Annotated in this window: 21 protein-coding genes and 1 riboswitch; of the genes, 14 read left to right on the top strand and 7 right to left on the bottom strand. The window is 72.0% G+C overall.

Features of this window, described 5'->3' with window-relative positions; genetic code table 11:
- Positions 1-207 precede the first annotated feature (207 nt).
- Complete coding sequence (locus ACZ516_RS11590; protein ID WP_358584523.1) at positions 208-435, top strand: DUF5133 domain-containing protein; 228 nt, start codon at positions 208-210, stop codon at positions 433-435.
- Positions 436-715: 280 nt separating this feature from the next.
- Positions 716-2,935, top strand: a complete 2,220-nt coding sequence (locus tag ACZ516_RS11585; RefSeq protein WP_358584524.1) for a catalase — start codon at positions 716-718, stop codon at positions 2,933-2,935.
- A 27-nt stretch (positions 2,936-2,962) separates the two neighbouring features.
- Here the strand turns inward: ACZ516_RS11585 and ACZ516_RS11580 are convergent, their stop codons facing one another.
- The 3 genes from ACZ516_RS11580 to ACZ516_RS11570 form a co-directional block, all read right to left on the bottom strand.
- Positions 2,963-3,982, bottom strand: coding sequence for an SDR family oxidoreductase (locus ACZ516_RS11580; RefSeq protein ID WP_358584526.1), 1,020 nt, complete (start codon positions 3,980-3,982; stop codon positions 2,963-2,965).
- A gap of 63 nt (positions 3,983-4,045) precedes the next feature.
- Complete coding sequence (locus ACZ516_RS11575; protein WP_469009825.1) at positions 4,046-4,774, bottom strand: SIR2 family NAD-dependent protein deacylase; 729 nt, start codon at positions 4,772-4,774, stop codon at positions 4,046-4,048.
- Between the two features lie 105 nt (positions 4,775-4,879).
- Positions 4,880-5,014 carry a hypothetical protein gene (locus ACZ516_RS11570; RefSeq protein ID WP_358584531.1) on the bottom strand — a complete coding sequence of 45 codons (135 nt, stop codon included), beginning with the start codon at positions 5,012-5,014 and terminating at the stop codon, positions 4,880-4,882.
- A 370-nt stretch (positions 5,015-5,384) separates the two neighbouring features.
- Between ACZ516_RS11570 and ACZ516_RS11565 the strand changes: the two genes are divergently transcribed.
- The 5 genes from ACZ516_RS11565 (at position 5,385) to ACZ516_RS11545 (ending at position 9,993) form a co-directional block, all read left to right on the top strand.
- Positions 5,385-7,232: a sensor histidine kinase gene (locus ACZ516_RS11565; RefSeq protein WP_469009823.1), complete on the top strand. Its 1,848-nt coding sequence runs from the start codon at positions 5,385-5,387 to the stop codon at positions 7,230-7,232.
- A 122-nt stretch (positions 7,233-7,354) separates the two neighbouring features.
- The gene (locus tag ACZ516_RS11560) at positions 7,355-7,774 is read left to right on the top strand and encodes a roadblock/LC7 domain-containing protein (protein WP_358589276.1); all 420 of its coding nucleotides are present in this window, start codon (positions 7,355-7,357) and stop codon (positions 7,772-7,774) included.
- Positions 7,771-8,133, top strand: a complete 363-nt coding sequence (locus tag ACZ516_RS11555) for a DUF742 domain-containing protein (protein ID WP_358589273.1) — start codon at positions 7,771-7,773, stop codon at positions 8,131-8,133. The genes ACZ516_RS11560 and ACZ516_RS11555 overlap by 4 nt, the downstream gene beginning before the upstream one ends.
- Complete coding sequence (locus tag ACZ516_RS11550) at positions 8,114-8,728, top strand: GTP-binding protein (protein WP_358909792.1); 615 nt, start codon at positions 8,114-8,116, stop codon at positions 8,726-8,728. Before ACZ516_RS11555 ends, ACZ516_RS11550 begins: the two co-directional genes overlap by 20 nt.
- Positions 8,725-9,993, top strand: a complete 1,269-nt coding sequence (locus ACZ516_RS11545) for a cytochrome P450 (protein WP_361084930.1) — start codon at positions 8,725-8,727, stop codon at positions 9,991-9,993. Before ACZ516_RS11550 ends, ACZ516_RS11545 begins: the two co-directional genes overlap by 4 nt.
- Before the next feature lie 45 nt (positions 9,994-10,038).
- On the opposite strand, the gene ACZ516_RS11540 is transcribed toward ACZ516_RS11545, so the two are convergent.
- Positions 10,039-11,265, bottom strand: a complete 1,227-nt coding sequence (locus ACZ516_RS11540) for a cytochrome P450 (RefSeq protein WP_361084927.1) — start codon at positions 11,263-11,265, stop codon at positions 10,039-10,041.
- Between the two features lie 201 nt (positions 11,266-11,466).
- On the opposite strand from ACZ516_RS11540, the gene ACZ516_RS11535 reads away from it, so the two are divergent.
- From ACZ516_RS11535 to ACZ516_RS11525, 3 genes are read left to right on the top strand one after another with little or no spacing between them, the layout of a single operon-like run.
- Positions 11,467-12,270, top strand: a complete 804-nt coding sequence (locus ACZ516_RS11535; protein ID WP_361084924.1) for an alpha/beta fold hydrolase — start codon at positions 11,467-11,469, stop codon at positions 12,268-12,270.
- A complete protein-coding gene (locus ACZ516_RS11530; RefSeq protein ID WP_469009821.1) occupies positions 12,270-13,613 on the top strand; it encodes a PP2C family protein-serine/threonine phosphatase in 1,344 nt (447 codons plus the stop codon). The genes ACZ516_RS11535 and ACZ516_RS11530 overlap by 1 nt, the downstream gene beginning before the upstream one ends.
- 1 nt (position 13,614) lies before the next feature.
- Positions 13,615-13,941 carry an STAS domain-containing protein gene (locus ACZ516_RS11525; protein ID WP_358589259.1) on the top strand — a complete coding sequence of 109 codons (327 nt, stop codon included), beginning with the start codon at positions 13,615-13,617 and terminating at the stop codon, positions 13,939-13,941.
- A gap of 19 nt (positions 13,942-13,960) precedes the next feature.
- Here the strand turns inward: ACZ516_RS11525 and ACZ516_RS11520 are convergent, their stop codons facing one another.
- From ACZ516_RS11520 to ACZ516_RS11510, 3 genes are all read right to left on the bottom strand, one after another.
- On the bottom strand, positions 13,961-15,121 hold the full coding sequence (locus tag ACZ516_RS11520; RefSeq protein WP_469009819.1) for an oxygenase MpaB family protein: 1,161 nt from the start codon (positions 15,119-15,121) through the stop codon (positions 13,961-13,963).
- A gap of 100 nt (positions 15,122-15,221) precedes the next feature.
- Positions 15,222-16,277 carry a polyprenyl synthetase family protein gene (locus tag ACZ516_RS11515; protein WP_469009818.1) on the bottom strand — a complete coding sequence of 352 codons (1,056 nt, stop codon included), beginning with the start codon at positions 16,275-16,277 and terminating at the stop codon, positions 15,222-15,224.
- Positions 16,267-16,545 (bottom strand): polyprenyl synthetase, encoded by a 279-nt coding sequence (locus tag ACZ516_RS11510; protein ID WP_469009816.1) that lies wholly within the window; start codon positions 16,543-16,545, stop codon positions 16,267-16,269. Before ACZ516_RS11510 ends, ACZ516_RS11515 begins: the two co-directional genes overlap by 11 nt.
- A 265-nt stretch (positions 16,546-16,810) precedes the next feature.
- Positions 16,811-16,994: riboswitch (cobalamin riboswitch) on the top strand.
- A gap of 30 nt (positions 16,995-17,024) precedes the next feature.
- Here ACZ516_RS11510 and ACZ516_RS11505 point away from each other — a divergent pair.
- Genes ACZ516_RS11505 through ACZ516_RS11490 form a run of 4 tightly spaced genes read left to right on the top strand, consistent with a single transcriptional unit; the run spans position 17,025 to position 19,731 of the window.
- Positions 17,025-17,780: an energy-coupling factor ABC transporter permease gene (locus ACZ516_RS11505; RefSeq protein ID WP_469009815.1), complete on the top strand. Its 756-nt coding sequence runs from the start codon at positions 17,025-17,027 to the stop codon at positions 17,778-17,780.
- Positions 17,780-18,154, top strand: coding sequence for an energy-coupling factor ABC transporter substrate-binding protein (locus ACZ516_RS11500; protein ID WP_469009813.1), 375 nt, complete (start codon positions 17,780-17,782; stop codon positions 18,152-18,154). Before ACZ516_RS11505 ends, ACZ516_RS11500 begins: the two co-directional genes overlap by 1 nt.
- A gap of 6 nt (positions 18,155-18,160) precedes the next feature.
- Positions 18,161-18,910: a cobalt ECF transporter T component CbiQ gene (gene cbiQ / locus ACZ516_RS11495; protein WP_358909782.1), complete on the top strand. Its 750-nt coding sequence runs from the start codon at positions 18,161-18,163 to the stop codon at positions 18,908-18,910.
- A complete protein-coding gene (locus ACZ516_RS11490; RefSeq protein WP_469009811.1) occupies positions 18,907-19,731 on the top strand; it encodes an energy-coupling factor ABC transporter ATP-binding protein in 825 nt (274 codons plus the stop codon). Before cbiQ ends, ACZ516_RS11490 begins: the two co-directional genes overlap by 4 nt.
- The last annotated feature ends 30 nt before the right edge of the window (positions 19,732-19,761 follow it).

Raw genomic sequence — 19,761 nt, 5'->3', positions numbered from 1 at the left:
CGAGCGACATCGAAAACACCCGCGTCGCTCGCGGTGCCCGCCATTGCCCCCTATGGCCCCACCCCGGAGCAGGGCGGTAAAGGACATCTCACGAGCCCGCCCGAAATTGTGTGAATACCGCCCGCCCCCAGGGGCACAAGGGGACAGCCGAACGGCGCTTCCCGCACCAGAACCGCGATTCCTCGCATCGGACGGAAGGACCACCCCGTGCTCAGGCCCCACCCCTCCTTCGTGCACGCCCTGCTCGAGAACCACGCGACGCTGAGAGAGCTCCAGGCGAAGGAGGACTCCGCCGAAGTCCGCCGACAGCTCGACGACGTCACCTACACCCTCTGCGTCTCCACCGGCACGCGCACGCTCGACGCGGCCATCGCGGCGGCCAGGGCCCAGCTCGCCGGAGTGGCCTCCCAGGACGACTCCAGCCTGGCCGCCTGAGCCGGGCGCGCTCCGCCCGCCCCAGGTATTCCGTTTCGCCCCGTGGACCTCGGGAACACGGGGCGGCAGGCGCAGCAGGCGGCACCCGACCGTGCCGCCGTCCATCGCCCCTCTCGTCCCGCGGCCTCTTCCCCACAACGGGCGACCCGTCGGACACGGCGCCTGTGCCCCTGGGCGGCTTTCGCCGCAGGGGCACGGCTGGACGGGCGAACGTCCTGTTTGGGCGGGCCCCGCCGAGGCCATGGCTGTGACACCCCCCTCCCTCACTTCTGGAGCGACCATGAGCGACGAGCACCGCAACGACATCCCCGGAGCCCCGGCCCCCCAGCCCCCGACGGTCGCCGAGCCCACCGAGCCGCACGAACCCCTGCCGCCCAAGCCCGACCAGGAGAGCCCGGAAGCGGTCTCCCCGACGGGCAAGCCCACCGGCGCCCCCGCCTCCGCGCGCGCCCAGAGCGGCGCCTACCTGACCACGGCGCAGGGCGCCCGCCTGTACGAGACGGACCACTCGCTCAAGGCCGGCGCCCGCGGGCCGGTCCTGCTCCAGGACCACCACCTGCGCGAGAAGATCACGCACTTCGACCACGAGCGCATCCCCGAGCGCGTGGTCCACGCCCGCGGAGCGGCGGCCCACGGCATCTTCAAGGGGTACGGGACGGCGGCGAACGTCACCAAGGCGGCGTTCCTCGCCAAGGACGCCGAGACACCCGTCTTTGTGCGCTTCTCCACGGTCCTCGGCTCCCGCGGCTCCTCGGACACGGTCCGCGACACCCGGGGATTCGCCACCAAGTTCTACACCGAGGAAGGCACCTTCGACCTCGTCGGCAACAACATCCCGGTCTTCTTCATCCAGGACGCCATCAAGTTCCCCGACATCATCCACGCGGGCAAGCCGCACCCCGACCGGGAGATCCCGCAGGCCCAGAGCGCGCACGACACGTTCTGGGACTTCGTGACCCTCCACACGGAAGCGGCCCACCACACGCTGTGGAACATGTCGGACCGCGGCATCCCGCGCTCCTACCGCATGATGGAGGGCTTCGGGGTCCACACCTTCCGGCTCGTGAACAGCGAGGGCGCCACCACCCTCGTCAAGTTCCACTGGAAGCCGAAGCTCGGCGTGCACTCCCTGACCTGGGAAGAAGCCCAGATCACCAATGGCATGGACCCCGACTTCCACCGCCGCGACCTCGCCGACGCCATCGAGGCGGGCGCCTTCCCGCAGTGGGAACTGGGCATCCAGGTCTTCCCCGACAACCCCGAGCAGAGCTTCCAGGGCATCGACCTGCTCGACCCCACCAACATCGTTCCCGAGGAGCTCGCGCCCGTACAGCCGATCGGGCTGCTCACCCTGAACGCGAACCCGACCAACTACTTCGCCGAGACCGAGCAGGTCGCCTTCCACCCCGGCCACCTCGTCCCGGGCATCGACATCACCGACGACCCGCTGCTCACCGGCCGCCTCTTCTCGTACCTGGACACGCAGATCAGCCGGCTCGGCGGCCCCAACTTCGGCCAGCTGCCCATCAACCGCACCCACGCGCCGGTCAACGACATGCTGCGCGACGGCATGCACCAGACCGCCGTCCACGCCGGCACCGCCCCCTACCGGCCCAACTCCCTCGACGGCGGCTGCCCCTTCCTCGCGGGCGCGGACAACGGCGCCTTCGTCGAGGTGCCCGTCGAGGTGCCGGCCGCGCAGAAGGTCCGGCAGGCCCCGGCCTCCTTCGCCGACCACTTCAGCCAGCCCCGGCTCTTCTGGCGCTCCATGACGCCCGTCGAGCAGGAGCACATCATCGCCGCGTACACCTTCGAGCTGAGCAAGTGCTACGAGCAGGCCATCAAGGAACGGGCGCTCCAGGTCCTCGCCAACATCGACACCGAGCTGTGCCGGCAGGTCGCCACCGGCCTCGGCCTGCCCGCGCCGCAGCCGACCGAGAACCTGGCCGACCCGGAGCCCAGCCCCGCCCTCTCCCAGATCGGCAAGACCTGGCCCGTGGAGGGCCGGATCATCGGCATCGTCACGGACGGGGAGAGTGACCTCGACGGGCTGCGCTCGGTGCGCCGCGCCGTGCTCGACGCGGGCATGGTGCCGCTCATCGTCGCCCCCACCGGCGGCCAACTGGACGCGGGCAAGGAGCCGATCGCCGTCCAGCGGACGTTCGCCAACGCCCGGTCCGTCGAGTTCGACGCGCTCCTGATCGCCGGGGCCCCGGCGCCCGGGGCCGACGCGTACGGAGCCAGGGACGCCAAGGCCGGTGAACCGTCGGGCACCGGGACCGCCGTGGACCCGCGCATCCTGCTGATGGCGGCCGAGGCCTTCCGCCACGGCAAGGCGATCGGCGGCTGGGCCGGGGCGGACGCGGCGCTCCGAGCGGCCGGCATCACCGATACGGCACCGGGTGTCGTCCTCGCCGGCGGCGGCGTGGAGGCGCTGGAGCAAGTGGCCGGGCTGCTCGGTCAGCACCGCGTCTGGGACCGCTTCCCGGCAGCCGTCTGACCCACCGCGCGCGGCGGACCCGGGCGGCTACCTCCGTCCGGGTCCGCCGCACGCGCGTCGGCCCATCGCGAGAACGACCCCGGCGGCCAGGGTCACGGTACCGAGCCTCCGTACCGCCGTACGCCTGCGTCCGTGCCACCCGCCGCCCACCGAGCCGGGGCGGGGGAGCGGACGCAGCACATTGCCGGACGTGGGTGCGGCGCTCTCCTCGCGCGAGAGGTGGGAGCGGTCCATCTGGTGTGCCAGGAGCCGCTCCACGAGCGCGGGCGCCACTTTCGCCTGGATCCCGAGCAGTCGGCCGGCCGGACCGACGTACACCTCCCGGCGCGGGCGGCGGGCCAGCCGGAACACCGTCCGCGCCGCGCGTTCGGCCGTGTACACGGGCGCCATGGGAAGCACCTTGCGGCCCGAATAGTTGGCGGCGCTCTCGAAGAACGGCGTGTCCATGGTCGCGGGCAGCACCGTGCACACGTGGACGCCGCGCTGCCCCGCCAGCCGCATCTCCTGGCGCAGACTGCCGCCCAGCGCCCGCACCGCCGCCTTCGAGACGACGTAGGGGATGTTGTACGGCACGACGCCGGCCCCGACGACCGAGGAGACGTTGACCAGGGTGCCGCCGCCCTGCCCGCACATCACGCCGAGCGCGGCGCGGGCGCCGTGCACACAGCCCAGGACGTCGACGTCGAGGACCCGCCGGAAGACCTCCGGGGGAATCTCCTGGAGCGAGCCGAAGGCGGCCACGGCCGCGTTGTTGACCCACACGTCGATCCGGCCGTACGCGGCGACGGCCCGCCGGGCGAGCCGGTCGACCGCCTCCGGATCCGTCACGTCCGTGGGAACGACGAGGGCCCGCGCGCCCCGGTGCTTCCGGCACCCGGCGGCGACCTCCGCCAACTCGGCGGCCCGCCGCGCGGCGAGCACCACCGACCAGCCCCGCGAGGCGAACCGCAGGGCACAGGCCCTCCCGACACCGCTCGACGCCCCGGTGATGACCACGACCTTGCCCTGTTCCGCCACGAGACCGGTTCCTTCCCTGCCGCGTTCCACGCAGGCAGTGGACCGCGCCAAGCCCCTCGGCGCATCCGCACGAGGGCAACCGGCCCAGTGCCCCTACGTCACTTCCTCGGACCGCAGCAGTTCCGGAAGGGCCGTGCCGATCGGTTCGCGCACGAGGCGATCGGCACGGTCGTCATACGGTGTCGGCTCGGCGTTGACGATGATCAGCCGTGCGCCGTGGTCGACGGCGAGCCCGGCCAGTCCGGCGGCCGGGTGGACCTGGAGGCTGGTGCCGACCGCGATGAACACCTGGCAGGCCTTGGTGATCGCCACCGCCTCGCCGAGGACCACCGGATCCAGGTGCTCGCCGAACATCACCGTCGCCGACTTCAGGATGCCCCCGCAGATCTGGCACGGCGGATCGGCCTCACCCGCCTCGACCCGGGCCAGCGCCTCCTCCATCGGAGCGCGCGCACGGCAGCCGGTGCACACCACCGACCGCGCCGAACCGTGCAGTTCGAGCACCTTGCGCTCGGGGAGGCCCGCGAGCTGGTGCAGTCCGTCCACGTTCTGGGTGATCACCCGTACGGGAACGCCGGAGCGCTCCAGGGCGGCCACCGCGTGGTGCGCCGCGTTGGGCCGGGCCCCTAGCGTGTGGGTCTCGCGGCGCATCCGCCACGACCGGCGCCGGATCTCGGGATCACCCATGTAGAAGTCGTACGTGACGAGCTTCTCGGCCTCGGGGTCGCGCCGCCACAGGCCGCCCGGCCCGCGGTAGTCGGGAATGCCGGAGTCCGTGGAGATGCCCGCCCCGGTCAGCAGGGCGACAAGCGGCTTGCTCATGCGGCCGAGCGTAGGACGCGCGGTCCGGATCAGGCGAACGGATATGCGTCCGTCCCCGCTTGCCGCCCCGACCGGTGTCTCACCCGCCGAGGCCCGCCGGGCACGTCACCGCCGGCGCAGCTTGCCCAGGAGACTCTGCGCCTGGGCACGGCGCCGCGGGTCGGCGGAGGCGCGACGAACCTGCTCCACGGTGCGCCGGCCCTGCGGACTCCGGACGAAATCCTTGATCTTCGTCATCATTCCCGGCATGACTCCTCCTAGAGCGGGGGTGAACGGTTGCCTGCACCGCTGCGTGTACCCGCTGCGGCCCGGAGTGTGCGTGCCAAGAGGCAGTCAAATACCGCCCGCGCCCCAGCGGAGTCCCCTGCGTCCGGAAAGAGTCGAACTCCTCTATCACCGACGCGTGTTCGAAGGGGCGAGATCACGACGAACTTCCCTGCGGGGCAAGGAGTTCCACCTCGCTGACGTTCGCGCCCAAACGAGTGGCTAGCATGGCGCGATGTGAGGTCCGGAAGATCGACGTCCTCTTGGCGTCCCCTTCCGGGCCTGCGACCGATGCGCATCGATCGGCTCGCTGTCCGCCTGCACTCAAGGACCGAGGGACCGCTGAATGTCAGTGCCTGCTCCTCCCAGCCCGCGCCGCATAGCGAAGGCAGGGCGCCCCGCGTGGGCGGTGCCCGTCGGCGTGCTGGCGGTGACCGGCGGCGCCGGCGCCCTCGCGGTCGCCGCGGCACCGGCCGCCGCTCGTGGCTGGACGGCGGCCTCGACGGCGGTCGGCTGGCTGTGCCTGGCCGTCTGTCTGCTCGTCGGCTCCGCCGCCGGGCAGCGCGCCCGCCGTTCGGCCGCCGCGGAACGCGCCGAGGCCGACGCCCTGAAGGCCCAGCTCGGCCGCCAGGGCGCCGAGTCCGCGCACCTGGCGAACGTCACCCTCCCCATGCTCGTCAAGCAGCTGCGCGACGGTGCGCCGGCGGGGGAGGTCCTGGCGAACACCGCGCCCCCCTCGGACCCCCAACTGCGCCAGATCGTGCACACGTTCGCCTCCGCCATGGAGGAATCGGTGCACTACGCCAAGGCCGTTGAGGCCCAGCGCGACCACGCGCAGGGACAACTGGCCCAGGCCACCGGCGAGTTCGACATGCTCACCAAGGTGACCATGCCCGCCGCGATCGAGCAGCTGCGCGAGGGAGCCTCCGCCGACACCGTCCTGGCCACCCTCCAGTGGCCGCAGAACCCCCTGCTGCGCCTGCCCGCGGAATCGTTCATCCGCGAACTCGCGCACAGCGAGCGCCGCGCCGCCGCCGCCCAGGCAGCCTCGGCCAAGGCGCTGAGCCGCGTCCAGGCCAAGTCCGTGAGCATGCTCGCCGACCTGCGGGACATGCAGGAGCGCCATGGCGTCGAGGTCTTCGGCGACCTGCTGAAGCTGGACCACAGCACCTCCCAGCTCGGCCTGATGACCGACCGCCTGGCCCTGCTCATGGGCGGCCGCTCCAGCCGTGCGTGGAACAAGCCGATCGTCATGGAGAGCATCCTGCGGGGCGCCGTCGGCCGGATCTCCGCCTACCAGCGGGTACGGCTGCACTGCTCGACCACCGTCGCCGTCGCCGGATTCGCCGCCGAGAGCGTCATGCACCTGCTCGCCGAACTCATGGACAACGCGGCGAACTTCTCCCCGCCCATCGACGAGGTCCACGTCTACGTCGAGGAACGCAGCGCCGGGATCGTCGTCACCATCGAGGACAGCGGCCTGCGTATGGCCGACGCGGCCATGCGCCGCGCGGAGGAGTCCGTCTCCGGGAAGATCACGGACCTTGCCTCGCTCCAGGGCACCCGCCTCGGCCTCGCCGTCGTCGGACGCCTCGCCGCCAAGTACGGCATGAGCGTCAACTTCCGCCCCTCCTCGCGAGGCGGCACCGGCGTCGTCGTCCTCCTGCCGCCGCAGCTCCTCGCCCAGCAGCGCGACCCCGCCCCGCAGCAGCCGGCCGTACGCCGCGACACCGCGCCGCCGACCCCGCCGCTCCCCACCGCGCCCGCTGCGACGGCAGAGGCGTACCCCACCCTCCCCGAGGCTCCCGCGGCCGCCGCGCTCCCCGCCGCCGGCGCGATGCCCCCCGCGGCGCTGCCCCCGGCCGCGGACGCCACCGCCCGGCCGGCGCGGACCGCTCCCGCGACCGCTTCCGCCGCCACGCCAAACGGCCTGCCCGTGCGCGCCCCCGGCCGCACCATGGCCGAGGCGGACCGCGAACGCCGTCAGCGCAAGGCGGCCTCCGACGCCGCGTCCGCTCCGGGGACCGGGGACTTCCCCGGCGAGACGGGGCAGCCCGCGCGGGACGCCGGTGCCCGCTTCGGCGCCTTCCACCGCGCGCGCCGCGCCGGGGGCGCCCCGGCCTTCCCGACGGCCCCCGAGCCCCCGGACGCGCCCGGCCACCCCGCCGCACCCGGTCGGCCACCGGCCGAGTAGGACGAAACCCCCGCACGGCGCCCGGGTCCGGCGCCCCCTTCCCCCTTCCCCCGCTCAAGATCGTGAGATTGGAGGCACGGGCCGGTGACTGGGCATGCCCGAAGCACCTCGCCCCACCCACCATGCAGACCACTGACAACAGCCTGACCTGGCTCCTGCAGAGCCTTCTCCAGCGCACCCCGGGCACGCGGCACGCCCTGGTGCTCTCCCGGGACGGCCTGAAGCTGTGCTGGAGCGAGCATCTGACGCTGGACCAGGCCGACCAGCTGTCGGCGATCTGTTCCGGCATCCAGGCCCTCGCCCAGGGCGCGTCCGCCGAGTTCGGCGACGGAACCGGCGGCGTCCGGCACTCCATGACCGAGTTCCACGGCGGGCTGCTCTTCATCGTCGAAGCGGGGCTGGGCGCCCACCTGGCGGTCATCGCGGACGAGAACGCCGACCCGGGCGTGGTGGGCCACCAGATGACCGAGCTGGTGGAGCAGATCGGGGAGCACCTGCGTGCCGAACCGCGCGCCGAGGGTGAAGGCAGCGGCTCCTCGTGACGCCGCGCAGGCCCGTGGACATCGGTGACCCGGACCGGCTCTACACGGTCACCGGCGGCCGCAGCCGGGCCGACGACGACTCGTTCGACCTGGTCACGCTGGTGGTGAGCGAGTGCGAGCCGGCCGCGGGCATGCAGTCGGAGCACGCCCGCATCCTCGACCTGTGCCGGCATCCTTCGGCCGTGGTGGAGATCGCCGCGGAGCTCAAGCTGCCGATCACCGTGGTGCGGATTCTGCTGGGCGACATGCTCGCCATGGGCCGGATCACGGCCCGTCATCCCCGTGCGGCCCACTCGGTCGCCTCGATCCCCGAATCCGCCCTTCTCAAGGAGGTGCTCCATGGGCTCCGCAACCTCTGAGCTGCCTTCCCGTACTCCGCTGTCCGACACCGCCGAGACCGGGCTGAAGATAGTCGTCGTGGGCGGATTCGGCGTCGGCAAGACGACCCTGGTCCGTTCGGTCAGCGAGATCCGGCCGCTGAACACCGAAGAGGTGATGACGCAGGCCGGTGTCGGCGTCGACGAGACGACCGAGGTGGCCGCCAAGACCACCACGACGGTGGCCTTCGACTTCGGCCGGATCAGCCTCAACGAGCGCGTGGTGCTCTATCTGTTCGGAGCCCCGGGCCAGGAGCGCTTCTGGTTTCTGTGGGACCGCCTCTTCTCCGGCACGCTGGGCGCCGTCGTCCTCGTCGACACCCGGCGCATGGACGACTCCTGGTACGCGATCGACCGCCTCGAACACCACAAGACGCCGTTCGTGGTGGCGGTCAACCGGTTCGACGACGACACCTCCAGGCACTCGCTGGAGGAGATACGCCAGGCCCTCGCGCTGCCCGGGCACGTCCCCCTGATCGACTGCGACGCGAGGGTCAGATCGTCGGGCAAGGACGTCCTGATCACCCTCGTGGACCACCTCTACAAACTGGCCATGGCCCAGGAGATGACACCGTGACCGAGCCGACCGGATCCCCTTACGAGCCGAGCGCCCCGCCGCCGGGGTGTCCCGCTCACGCGGGCGGCGTACGCCTGGGCGGTCTGGAGTACCAGCAGACGCCCGCGCAGCTCTACCGCAGCCTGCGCCGCGAGCACGGCGCGGTCGCGCCGGTGCTGCTCGACGGGGACGTGCCCGCGTGGCTGGTACTGGGCTACTCCGAGGTCAGCTATGTGACCGGCCACGACGAGCTGTTCGCCCGGGACTCGCGCCGCTGGAACCAGTGGGACCGCATCCCCGCCGACTGGCCCCTGATGCCGTTCGTCGGCTACCAGCCCTCCGTGCTCTTCACCGAGGGTGAGGAGCACCGCAGGCGGGCCGGCGTGATCACCGAGGCCCTCGAAGGAGTCGACCAGTTCGAACTCGCCCGGGACAGCGGCCGGATCGCCGACCGCCTGATCGCCTCGTTCGCCGGCAGCGGCCAGGCGGAGCTGATGAGCGCGTACGCCCACGCCCTGCCCATGCGGGCCGCCGTGCAGATGTGCGGCATGCCGCACACCGGCACCGACACCCAGCAGCTCGTCGAGGACCTGCGGATCTCCCTCGACGCGGGGGAGGGCGACGACCCCGTGGCGGCGTACACCCGCGTCGGCGAGCGCATCCAGCTCCTGGTCAAGGAGAAGCGGGAGCGGCCCGGCGCGGACGTCACCTCGCGGATGCTGCTGCATCCGGCGGGCCTGACCGACGAGGAGATCGTCCAGGACCTGATCTCCATCATCGCGGCGGCCCAGCAGCCCACGGCGAACTGGATCTGCAACACGCTGCGCCTGATGCTGACCGACGAGCGGTTCGCCCTGAACGTCTCCGGCGGACGGCTGAGCGTGGGCGAGGCCCTCAACGAGGTGCTGTGGCTCGACACGCCGACGCAGAACTTCATCGGCCGCTGGGCGGTACGCGACACCCAGCTCGGCGGGCGGCAGATCCGGGCCGGCGACTGCCTGGTCCTCGGCCTCGCGGCGGCCAACACGGACCCGCAGATCTGGCCCGAGTCGCACGTCGGCCCGGAGAACTCCGCCCACCTCTCCTTCAGCCACGGCGAGCACCGCTGCCCCTACCCGGCACCGCTGCTGGCCGACGTGATCGCCCGCACCGCCGTCGAGACGCTCCTGGAGCGGCTGCCCGACCTCGTGCTCGCGGTGGAGCCCGAGGAGCTGACCTGGCGCCCGTCCATCTGGATGCGCGGCCTGATGTCGCTGCCGGTGCAGTTCACGCCGGTCACGCACTGAGCCCGCACGGGGCGCCGCCCACCCGGGTGGCGCCCCGCGTCGCGGTCAGGCAGGGACGGGCGTGAACCGGACAGGCAGGGACTGCGGGCCCCGCGTGAACACTCCCTGCTCCACCGGGTCGAAGCCCTCGGCGAGCCGTACGTCGGGCATCGCGTCCAGGAGCTGGTCGACGCCGATCTCCACCTCGGCCTTGGCCAGCAGGGCGCCCACGCAGAAGTGCCGCCCGAGGGCGAAGGCGAGATGGTCCGCCGCGGCCGAGAACGCGGTCGTGGCGGTCAGGTCGTCCCGGAAGATGTCGAAGCGGTCCGGGTCGCGGTAGCGCCGCTCGTCACGGTTGGCGGAGCCGATCAGGCAGGTCACGGTGGCCCCGGCGGGCACGGTGCCACCGGACAGCTCCACGTCGGTCGCCGACTGCCGCATGATCATGTGGACGGGTGGCGTGTACCGCAGGGTCTCGGCGAAGGCCCTGGCGATCAGCGTGCGGTCCCGCCGGACGGCCTCCAGCTGCTCGGGGTGCGTCAGGAGGTTGGCGAAGATGCTGGCGATCGCCTTGTCGGTGGTCTCGCCGCCGGCGGCGAGCAGCAGGCTGCAGAAGGCCTTGATGTCCTCGTCGCTCATGCGCACCCCGTCGACCTCGGCGGCGCACAGCGAGGACAGCAGATCGTCACCGAGGTGCTCGCGGCGCTCCCGGATGATCGGGATCATGTACTCGGCGAACTCCACCCGGGTCCGTTCGCCCGCCGCCGCGACCTCCGGATCGCCCGCGAGATTGCCGAGGAAGGCGATGACGGTGGTGTACCAGCCGTGGAAGCGGGCGTGGTCGGCCTTGTCGAGGCCCAGCATGTCGGCGATCACGTTCACGGGGAAGCGGGTGGCGTAGGCCGCCACGAGGTCCACGTCACCCGTGTGGCGGAAGGTGTCGATCAGTTCGCGGGAGTTGCGCTCGATGACGGGCAGGAACTTCTCCCGCAGGTCGCCGCCGCGGAAGGCGGGCGCGACCAGCGCGCGCCGCACGGCGTGCTCACGGCCGCTGAGCTGGAGGATCGTCTTGCCGTGGACGGGCTCGATCTGCCAGTCGTAGTTGTCGGTGGTGAACTGCGAGCCCTTGTCCTTGAACACGCGCTCGACGTCCTCGTACCGCGAGACGATCCAGCTCTGTGTCGCCTCGTGCCAGAAGAGCGGCGCGCGCTCCCGCATCGCCCGGTAGGCCGGGTAGGGGTCCTTGGCGAACTCGGGCGAGAGGATGTCGGGGACCTGCAGCGCGGCGGACATAGGGCTCCTTGGTGGGTACAGGCAACGCGCACAGGCTATTGATCACTTGCGGAGCCAGCCAGACCGCCCTGGCCTCCTGTTGAGCACTGCACTAAGGTTGGCCGAAAATGATCCCCTGCCCATGGGGCATATGACCTGCCTGCTTCCGTTTGTGGAGGCCCGGTCGACAAGTGCGATCAGTGGCCTGTGAGGATGGCCGACATGGACATTCGCCATAGGAACAACGTGACAGTCACCGGCCCCCCCGACGGGCCGGCGGTGGTCCTCGCGCACGGATTCGGTTGCGATCAGAACATGTGGCGGCTGGTGGTGCCCGCCCTCGCCGAGCGCCACCGGGTCGTGCTCTTCGACTACGTCGGCTCCGGCGGCTCGGACGCGTCGGCCTGGAGCCAGGAGCGGTACTCCTCCCTGCACGGCTACGCCCAGGACGTCGTGGAGGTCTGCGCGGAGCTGGACCTGGAAGGGGCGGTGTTCGTGGGTCACTCGGTGAGCGCCATGGTGGGGGTGATGGCCGCACACGCGGCACCGGAGCAGATCGGGGCGCTGGTGATGGTGGCCCCCTCGCCCTGCTACATCGACGGCGACGGCTACCGCGGCGGCTTCACCGCCGACGACATCGACGAACTACTGGCCTCGCTGGAGTCGAACTACCTCGGCTGGTCCTCCGCGATGGCCCCGATGATCATGGGCAATCCGGAGCGGCCCGAGCTGGGGGAGGAGCTGACCAACAGCTTCTGCGCCACCGACCCCGCCATCGCCCGTGTCTTCGCCCGGACCACCTTCCTGTCCGACAGCCGCGAGGACCTGAAGAGCGTGACCGTGCCGACCCTCGTGCTGGAGTGCGCCGAGGACGTGATCGCGCCCCGCGAGGTCGGCGCGTACGTACGCGACGCGATCCCCGCCTCCCGCCTGGTCACCCTGGACGCCACCGGGCACTGCCCGCAGCTCAGCGCGCCGGAGGCCACCGCCGAAGCGATCCTCGGTTTCCTGGAGGAACGGCAGTGATGTGCCGTCCGTGCGGAGAGCCTCCGGGAGCCGGGGGTGCGGCGGGTACGAACGCCGCGTTCACGGCGCTTTTGGAGGACAGCGCCGAGGACCTCTACGAATCGGCACCGTGCGGCTACCTATCGACGCTGATGGACGGCACCATCGCCAAGATCAACTCGACGCTGCTCGACTGGCTCGGCATGGAGCGCGACGCCGTGGTCGGCGAGATGCGCTTCGCCGACCTCCTGACCGTCGGCGGGAAGCTCTATCACGAGACACACTTCGCCCCGCTGCTGCGCATGCAGGGTGAGCTGGGCGGCATCGCGCTGGAGATGAAGGCCACCGACGGGCGCCGACTGCCGGTCCTCGTCTCCTCCCTGGTCAAGCATGGCAGCCACGGCGAGCCGCTGCTGATCCGTACCACCGTCTTCGACGCCTCCGACCGGCGCGCCTACGAGCAGGAACTCCTGCGCCGGCGCCAGGAGGCCGAAGAGGCTCGGGCCGAGGCCGAGAAAGCACACGCGGAGGCCGAGCGGTCGCGCGCGGAGGCCGAGCAGGCGCGCCGGCAGGCCGAGGCCGACCGCGAACGGCTCGCCGACGCGCTCGCCGCCCTCCAGCAGACCCTCGTCCCCGACACGCTGCCCGACGTGCCCGGCCTCGAGACCGCGGTCTACTACCACACCGCGTCCCCGGACCTCCTGGGCGGCGACTTCTACGACCTGTTCCCCCTGGGCGGGGGGCGGTGGGCGTTCTTCCTCGGCGACGTGTGCGGCAAGGGCCCCCAGGCGGCCTCGCTCACCTCGCTGACCCGCTACACCCTGCGCGCCGCCGCCCTGCACGACCCCGAGCCCGCCGTGGCGCTCGCCACCTTGAACGCCGTCCTGCACGACCGCTACACCGGCGGGGGCGACCCCCGCTACTGCACCGCGATCTTCGGCGTCATAGAACCGGACGGGGAGCGCGCCACCATCCGCCTCGCCTCCGGCGGCCACCCGCCGGCGCTGGTCATAAGAGCCGAAGGCGGCACGGACTACGTCCCCACCCCGGGAGGCCTGCTCGTTGGCGCCCTGCCGGACGCGCCCTTCACCACGGCGGAGACCGAGCTCGGCCCCGGCGACACGATCCTGCTCTACACCGACGGGCTCACCGAGGCCCGCGCCGGACGCAGCCGCGAGAGCATGTTCGGCGACGATGCCCTGCGCGCCTTCTTCGACGACTCCCTCTCCACCTCGGCCGATGCGGTGATCACCTCCCTGACCAAGCTGCTGGAGGGCTTCGGCCAGGGTCTGGACGACGACACCGCCCTGCTCGCGCTCGGCGTCCCCGCCCGCCCGAGTGCCCGTCCGACACCGAAGCAGTGAAATGAGCCCACTGAACATCACTCGCCAGGACGCCGAATCCGGTCCCGTGCTGCACGTGAGCGGCGCGCTCGACTACGAGCAGTCCGCGGACCTGCGTGAGCAGCTCCACACCCTGGTCCTGAGCAGTGGCCAGAGCCTGGTCATCGACCTGTCCGGCCTGGACTTCTGCGACTCCAGCGGCATCACCGCCCTGCTCGCCGCCCGGCAGCGGGCCCACGCGGCGGGCGCCGAACTGACGCTGCTCGACGTCCCGGCCAACACCCTGCGCATCCTCGCCGTGGCCGGACTGGACCAGGTCTTCGCCATTCGTTCCGGCACCACCGGCTGAGCCGCGTCCCGGGGCCCGATCAGGAGACCGTGGACGGCGGCGGGGTCCACCGGCCGGCGCGGGGCACGGTGGCGGAGACGCCGTACTCCTTCCTGAGGTCTTCCGGGATGGCGTAGTGCATGACACGCCCGCGGGTGAGGGAGGACAGCTCCAGGGCCGCGGTGAGGCTGCCGAGGCGGTCCAGCGCCCAGGCGCCCAGCGGCGAGCGGTCCTCGATCGTCTCCAGCACCCCGAGGAGGTGGGGCACGGCCTTCACCACGGTGTCCCACGCGGTGCTCGGCACGCCCAGCCAGTCGGCGCAGGTGTCCCCGACGAGGTGGCGGATGAGGGCGGAGACGATCGGGTCGAAGAAGGTGCCGGGCACGACCTCCTCGTACAGGTCGATGAGCTGCCGGGTCAGATGGACGCCTTCCGCGGAGGGCCCCATGTGACGGATCATGTACAGGTCGAGGAATTGGCGGGCCTCGTCGAGCGTCTTCGGGACGGCGTCCTGGTCGATGCCGAGCATCGCCCCGACCACACGCCACGCGTAGTAGTACGCCTCGGCGCCCTCTGTCGACATATGGATGTTCAGCCGGTGCAGGCTGTCCAGCACGAGCAGCGAGAAGAACATCTGCCCGCCGATCATGTCCTCCTGGCAGATCGGCGTCCCGAACGCCTCGGTGTCCCAGCGGTTCTCCCGCTTGAGGTGATGCCGGATGGAGGCGTGCAGCAGACGGACCTTCTGCGCGGCCGGGATGAAGCGGCTGCCCGCCTCGAAGGCGTCGGGCCGCATCAGGTAGACGGTGAACTGGCCCGTCTCCGCCATCCGCCTGGAGGGGTACGCCAGTCCGTGGGTCGTCGACAGCAGCTTCGCCACGACCGGCACGACGTAGCAGGCGGGCATGGAGGCGAAGGACAGGGCGGTGGAGATGTGCACGTTGTTGTCGATGAAGAACAGCCGGGCCTTCTCCATCTCGCTCCAGTCCACCCACGACGGGGGATGGCTGGTGGCCGCCAGATATTCTCTGGCGACGTCCGGCAGCCCGTCCGGCAGGGGAGAGCCGGCGGTGGAGACGTACCGCATCAACGTGTTGAACTTGCCGACCTCCCCGCGCTCGAAGAGCGTGGCGACGGTGGCATCGGCCAGTTCGTCCCCGGGTTCGCGCAAGGCGTTCATCGATGCCTCGGTGTACAGCATGACAGGGCTCCTCGTCTTCCAAGGTGACGGCCACGGCCGAGGGGGAGGGGCCGAGGACCGGGTGGCCACCGCGGCCGGTGGGTGCCGTCCCGCGCGGGGTTCAGGACAGGCGGGCCGCCGCCGCGTGCGCCAGGTCGGTCAAGGCCTTGGCGGCGGGTGTCGGCAGGTCCGCCTCGTGCAGGGCGTCCAGGGCCTCCTCGACCCGGACGGAGATCATGTCCTCGACACGGTCGGGCGCCCCGAGCGCGCACATCACCTCGCGTACGGCGTCCAGATCCGCCGCGTCCGGATCGGGCCGGTCCAGCAGGGCACGCAGCTGATCCCGTTGACCGGGTCCGGCCAGGCGCCAGGTCTCGGCCAACAGGGCCGTCGGCCGGTGCCCGCGCACGTCGTCGGCGTTGGCCTTGCCGGTGTGCTCGGGGTCGCCGAACAGGCCGAGCAGGTCGTCGCGCAACTGGAACGCCTCGCCCAACGGCAGGCCGTACGCGGTATAGCCCGCACGCAGCCGGCCGGCCGCACCCGCCAGCGCCCCGCCGATCAACAGGGGCTGCTCGACGGTGTACTTGGCGGTCTTGTACCGGATCACCTTCAGCGAGGCCGTGGTGTCGGGGTCGGCTCCGGTGCGCAGGATCTCCAGGCACTCGCCCGCGATCAGCTCCCGGGCCAGCGCCGACCACAGGGGGCGGGCCCGGGCCAGATAGGCGGCGGGCAGACCGCTGGCGGCGAACAGCTGCCCGGCCAGCCCCATCAGCAGATCGCCCACCAGCATCGCCAGCGACCTGCCGTCGGCCGACGCGCGGGGACGGTCGGGCACACAGTCCCGCAGGGCCACCTGGGCGGTGGGGCGGCCGTGCCGCAACGGGCTGTCGTCGATGAGGTCGTCGTGCACGACCGCGGCGGCGTGCACCAGCTCCATCGAGGCCGCCGCCCGCACCAGCGCGTCACTGTCGGGCTGGCCCACCCCGCGCCAGCCCCAGTAGCAGAAGGCCGCCCGCAGCCGCTTGCCGTCCGCGACGGCCGCCTCCAGCTGCTCGGCCACCGGATGGAGAAGCGGATCGACGTCCGCGAAGCGTTCGGCCTCCTGGCCGACGAACGCACGCAGCACCGCGTCGACACGGTCCTTGAACCGTGCGGGTTCCCACAGGTCAGAGGCCATCGGCGGCCCGCCGAGCCAGCGCGCGCCGGGCCAGGATCTCCAGGTGGGCCGGAGGCACCGCCGCGTACCGGTCCCGCACCAGGCGCCCGCGCACCAGCAGATCGTGCTCGGCGTCCGCCGCCAGGTCCGCCGCGTCCGAGCGGTGCAGCAGCCCTCGTACCGTCCCCACCGCCGTGCCCAGCGTGCTGACCCCGAGGTCGGCCAGCCCCGCCGCCAGCAGCACCGCCCGTTCACCGAGGCCGACGATGCGGCTCGCTTCCCGCGTCATGACATGTCCCCCTGAAGCACATTCCGCCGGGGCACGTCCGCCCGGCGGCCGTCTCGTGTCGCCGCTCACAGGATGACCGCACGCCGGGCGCGGCCCGGCCGGAACTCACGATCGAGTGACCGCCGCGCTTCGTGTTGCCGACCCGCCGCACGGGCGTTGCTGGAGCGAACCGGGAGCCCTCGTGGGGCCGTTCCCGCAGGGTGCCGGGCACGTCTGACCACGATCGGAATCGCCCGGGCAAGTTGTCAGGCCCCTCCGTCGCGCACTAATGTCACCACGCCTTGGTGAACGGGAAATCCGGTGTGATGCCGGTGCGGCCCTCGCCACTGTGATCGGGAAGTCCGGCTCCAGCCCTCGCGGCAGCCACTGGGCACACACGTGCCCGGGAAGGCGGAGTCCGGTCGGTACGACCCGTCAGCCAGGAGACCGGCCAAGGCACGTTGTCCATCCACGAGGTGCTGGAGAGGGTCTGCTGAGCCATGCACATAGCCGAGGGTTTCCTCCCGCCGGCGCACGCGATCGCCTGGGGCGTAGCGTCCGCGCCGTTCGTCGTCCACGGAGTCCGTCGTCTGACCCGTGAGGTCAAGGAACACCCCGAGAGCACCCTGCTCCTGGGAGCCGCCGGGGCCTTCACCTTTGTTCTCTCCGCCCTGAAGATTCCGTCCGTGACGGGCAGTTGCTCGCATCCGACGGGCACCGGACTGGGCGCGATCCTGTTCCGGCCGCCGATCATGGCGGTGCTCGGCACCATCACGCTGCTGTTCCAGGCCCTGCTGCTCGCCCACGGCGGGCTCACCACCCTGGGCGCCAACGTGTTCTCCATGGCGATCGTCGGGCCGTGGGCCGGATACGCCGTCTACCGGCTGCTCAGGCGGTTCGACGTACCGCTGATGGCCGCCGTGTTCTTCGGTGCCTTCGTCGCCGACCTGTCCACGTACTGCGTCACCAGCGTCCAGCTGGCCCTGGCGTTCCCGGACCCCGGCAGCGGCTTCCTCGGCGCGCTGGGCAAGTTCGGCGGGATCTTCGCCGTCACGCAGATCCCCCTCGCCGTCAGCGAGGGGCTGCTCACCGTCCTGGTCATGCGGCTGCTCGTGCAGTCCAGCCGGGGCGAACTCGCGCGGCTCGGGGTGCTGCCGCAGGGCAAGCGGCCCACTACGCCGCACGAGACCCCCGCGAAGCAGCAGACGCAGGAGACGCAGCAGACGCAGGAGACGCACAGGGAGGCCAGCGCCTGATGAGCCGGAACACGAAGATCAACATCTTGCTGCTCGTGGTCGTGGCGGCGCTCGCGGTGCTGCCCCTGGCGCTCGGGCTCGGCGACCACAAAAAGGAACCGTTCACCGGTGCCGACGCCCAGGCCGAGACGGCGATCACCGAGATCGAGCCGGACTACAAACCGTGGTTCTCGCCCCTGTACGAGCCGCCCTCCGGCGACATCGAATCCGCGCTCTTCGCCCTCCAGGCGGCCCTCGGCGCCGGCGTCCTCGCGTACTACTTCGGTCTGCGCAAGGGCCGCAGGCAGGGCGCCGAACGCCGGCAGGCGCAGGAGGCGCACGCCGGGCAGCCCCCGGGGGACGAGGGCGCCGAGCCCGGGCCCGGGCAGCTCTGACCGCCAGTGCTGCCCATCGACGTGGCGGCGCACAGCAGTCGCTGGCGCCGCCGCCACCCCGTGGACAAGGCCGTGCTCGGGCTCGGCCTCACCCTCCTCGCGATCTCCCTGCCGCCCTGGCCGGGCGCCGCCCTGGTCGCGGCCACCGCGCTCGTCCTGCTGCTCGGCCCGGCGGGGGTGCCGCCGCGCAAACTGTGGCGCGCCTACCGTGTACCGCTCGGCTTCTGCGTCACCGGAGCGCTGACCCTGCTCGTCCAGCTCGGCGGCCCCGACGGGTTCGTCACCCTCGCGGAGTCGGGGCCCGCGCGGGCGGGAGGCCTGCTCCTGCGCACCTCGGCGGCCTCGCTCGGCGTGCTCCTGTTCGCCTTCACCACCCCCATGTCGGATCTGCTGCCCCGCCTGGTCAAGGCGGGCATCCCGGCGCCCGTCGTGGACGTCGCCCTGGTGACCTACCGGATGAGCTTCCTGCTCCTGGACGCCATGACCCGCATCCGCCAGGCGCAGGCGGCACGCCTCGGCCACACCACACGGGCCGCCACCTGGCGCTCCCTCGCGGGTCTGGGCGCCACGTCGTTCGTGCGGGCCTTCGACCGGGCGAGCCGGCTGCACGGCGGACTCGCCGGACGCGGCTACGACGGCACCTTGCGGGTGCTCGTGCCCGAGGCCCGCGTCTCGCGGCGGTTCGTGGGAGCGGGCGTGGCACTCCTGGCGGCCCTGACCGCCCTCACCTTCGTCATGGAAAGGCTTCTTGGATGAGCGAGCCCCTGCTGGTGCTGCGCGGTGCCTCCTACGCGTACGAGGACGGGCCGGCCGTCCTCAGCGACCTGGACTTCGACGTCACCGAGGGCAGGGCACTCGTGCTGCTCGGGCGCAACGGCAGCGGCAAGACGACCCTCATGCGGCTGCTGAGCGGCGGCCTGCGACCGGACACCGGTCACCTGACGGCCGACGGCACCCCGGTCACGTACGACCGCAAGGGCCTGACGCGGTTGCGGACCACCGTTCAGCTGGTCGTCCAGGACCCGGACGACCAGCTGTTCGCCGCCTCGGTCGAACAGGACGTGTCCTTCGGGCCGCTGAACCTCGGCCTGCCCGACACCGAGGTCCGCGCGCGCGTCGCCGAGGCGCTCGCGGCCCTCGACATCAGCGCCCTGGCCGACCGCCCCACCCATCTCCTCTCCTACGGCCAGCGCAAACGGACCGCGATCGCGGGCGCCGTGGCGATGCGCCCCCGCCTGCTGATCCTCGACGAACCGACGGCGGGCCTCGACCCCGACGGCCAGGAGCGCCTGCTCGTCACCCTCCAGGGCCTGCGGGACACGGGGACCACCGTGGTCATGGCCACCCACGACGTGGACCTGGCCCTGCGTTGGGCGGACGACGCGGCACTGCTGACGCCCTCGGGCGTACGCACCGGCCCGGTGGCGGAGATGCTGGCCCGCCGGGACCTGCTGGCCCAGGCGGGGCTGCGCCTGCCGTGGGGCATCGCCGTCGCGGAGCTGTTGCGGGCGTACGGGCTCCCGGCCGGAGCGGGGGAGGGGCCGCGTACTCCGGAGGAACTCGCGGCCCTGACCTGAGAGCGGCCGACGGCACCCCTGACCTGCGGC

This window comes from Streptomyces sp. NPDC034037 (genome assembly GCF_055575715.1).
This window is presented reverse-complemented; position numbering and strand designations above follow the sequence as displayed.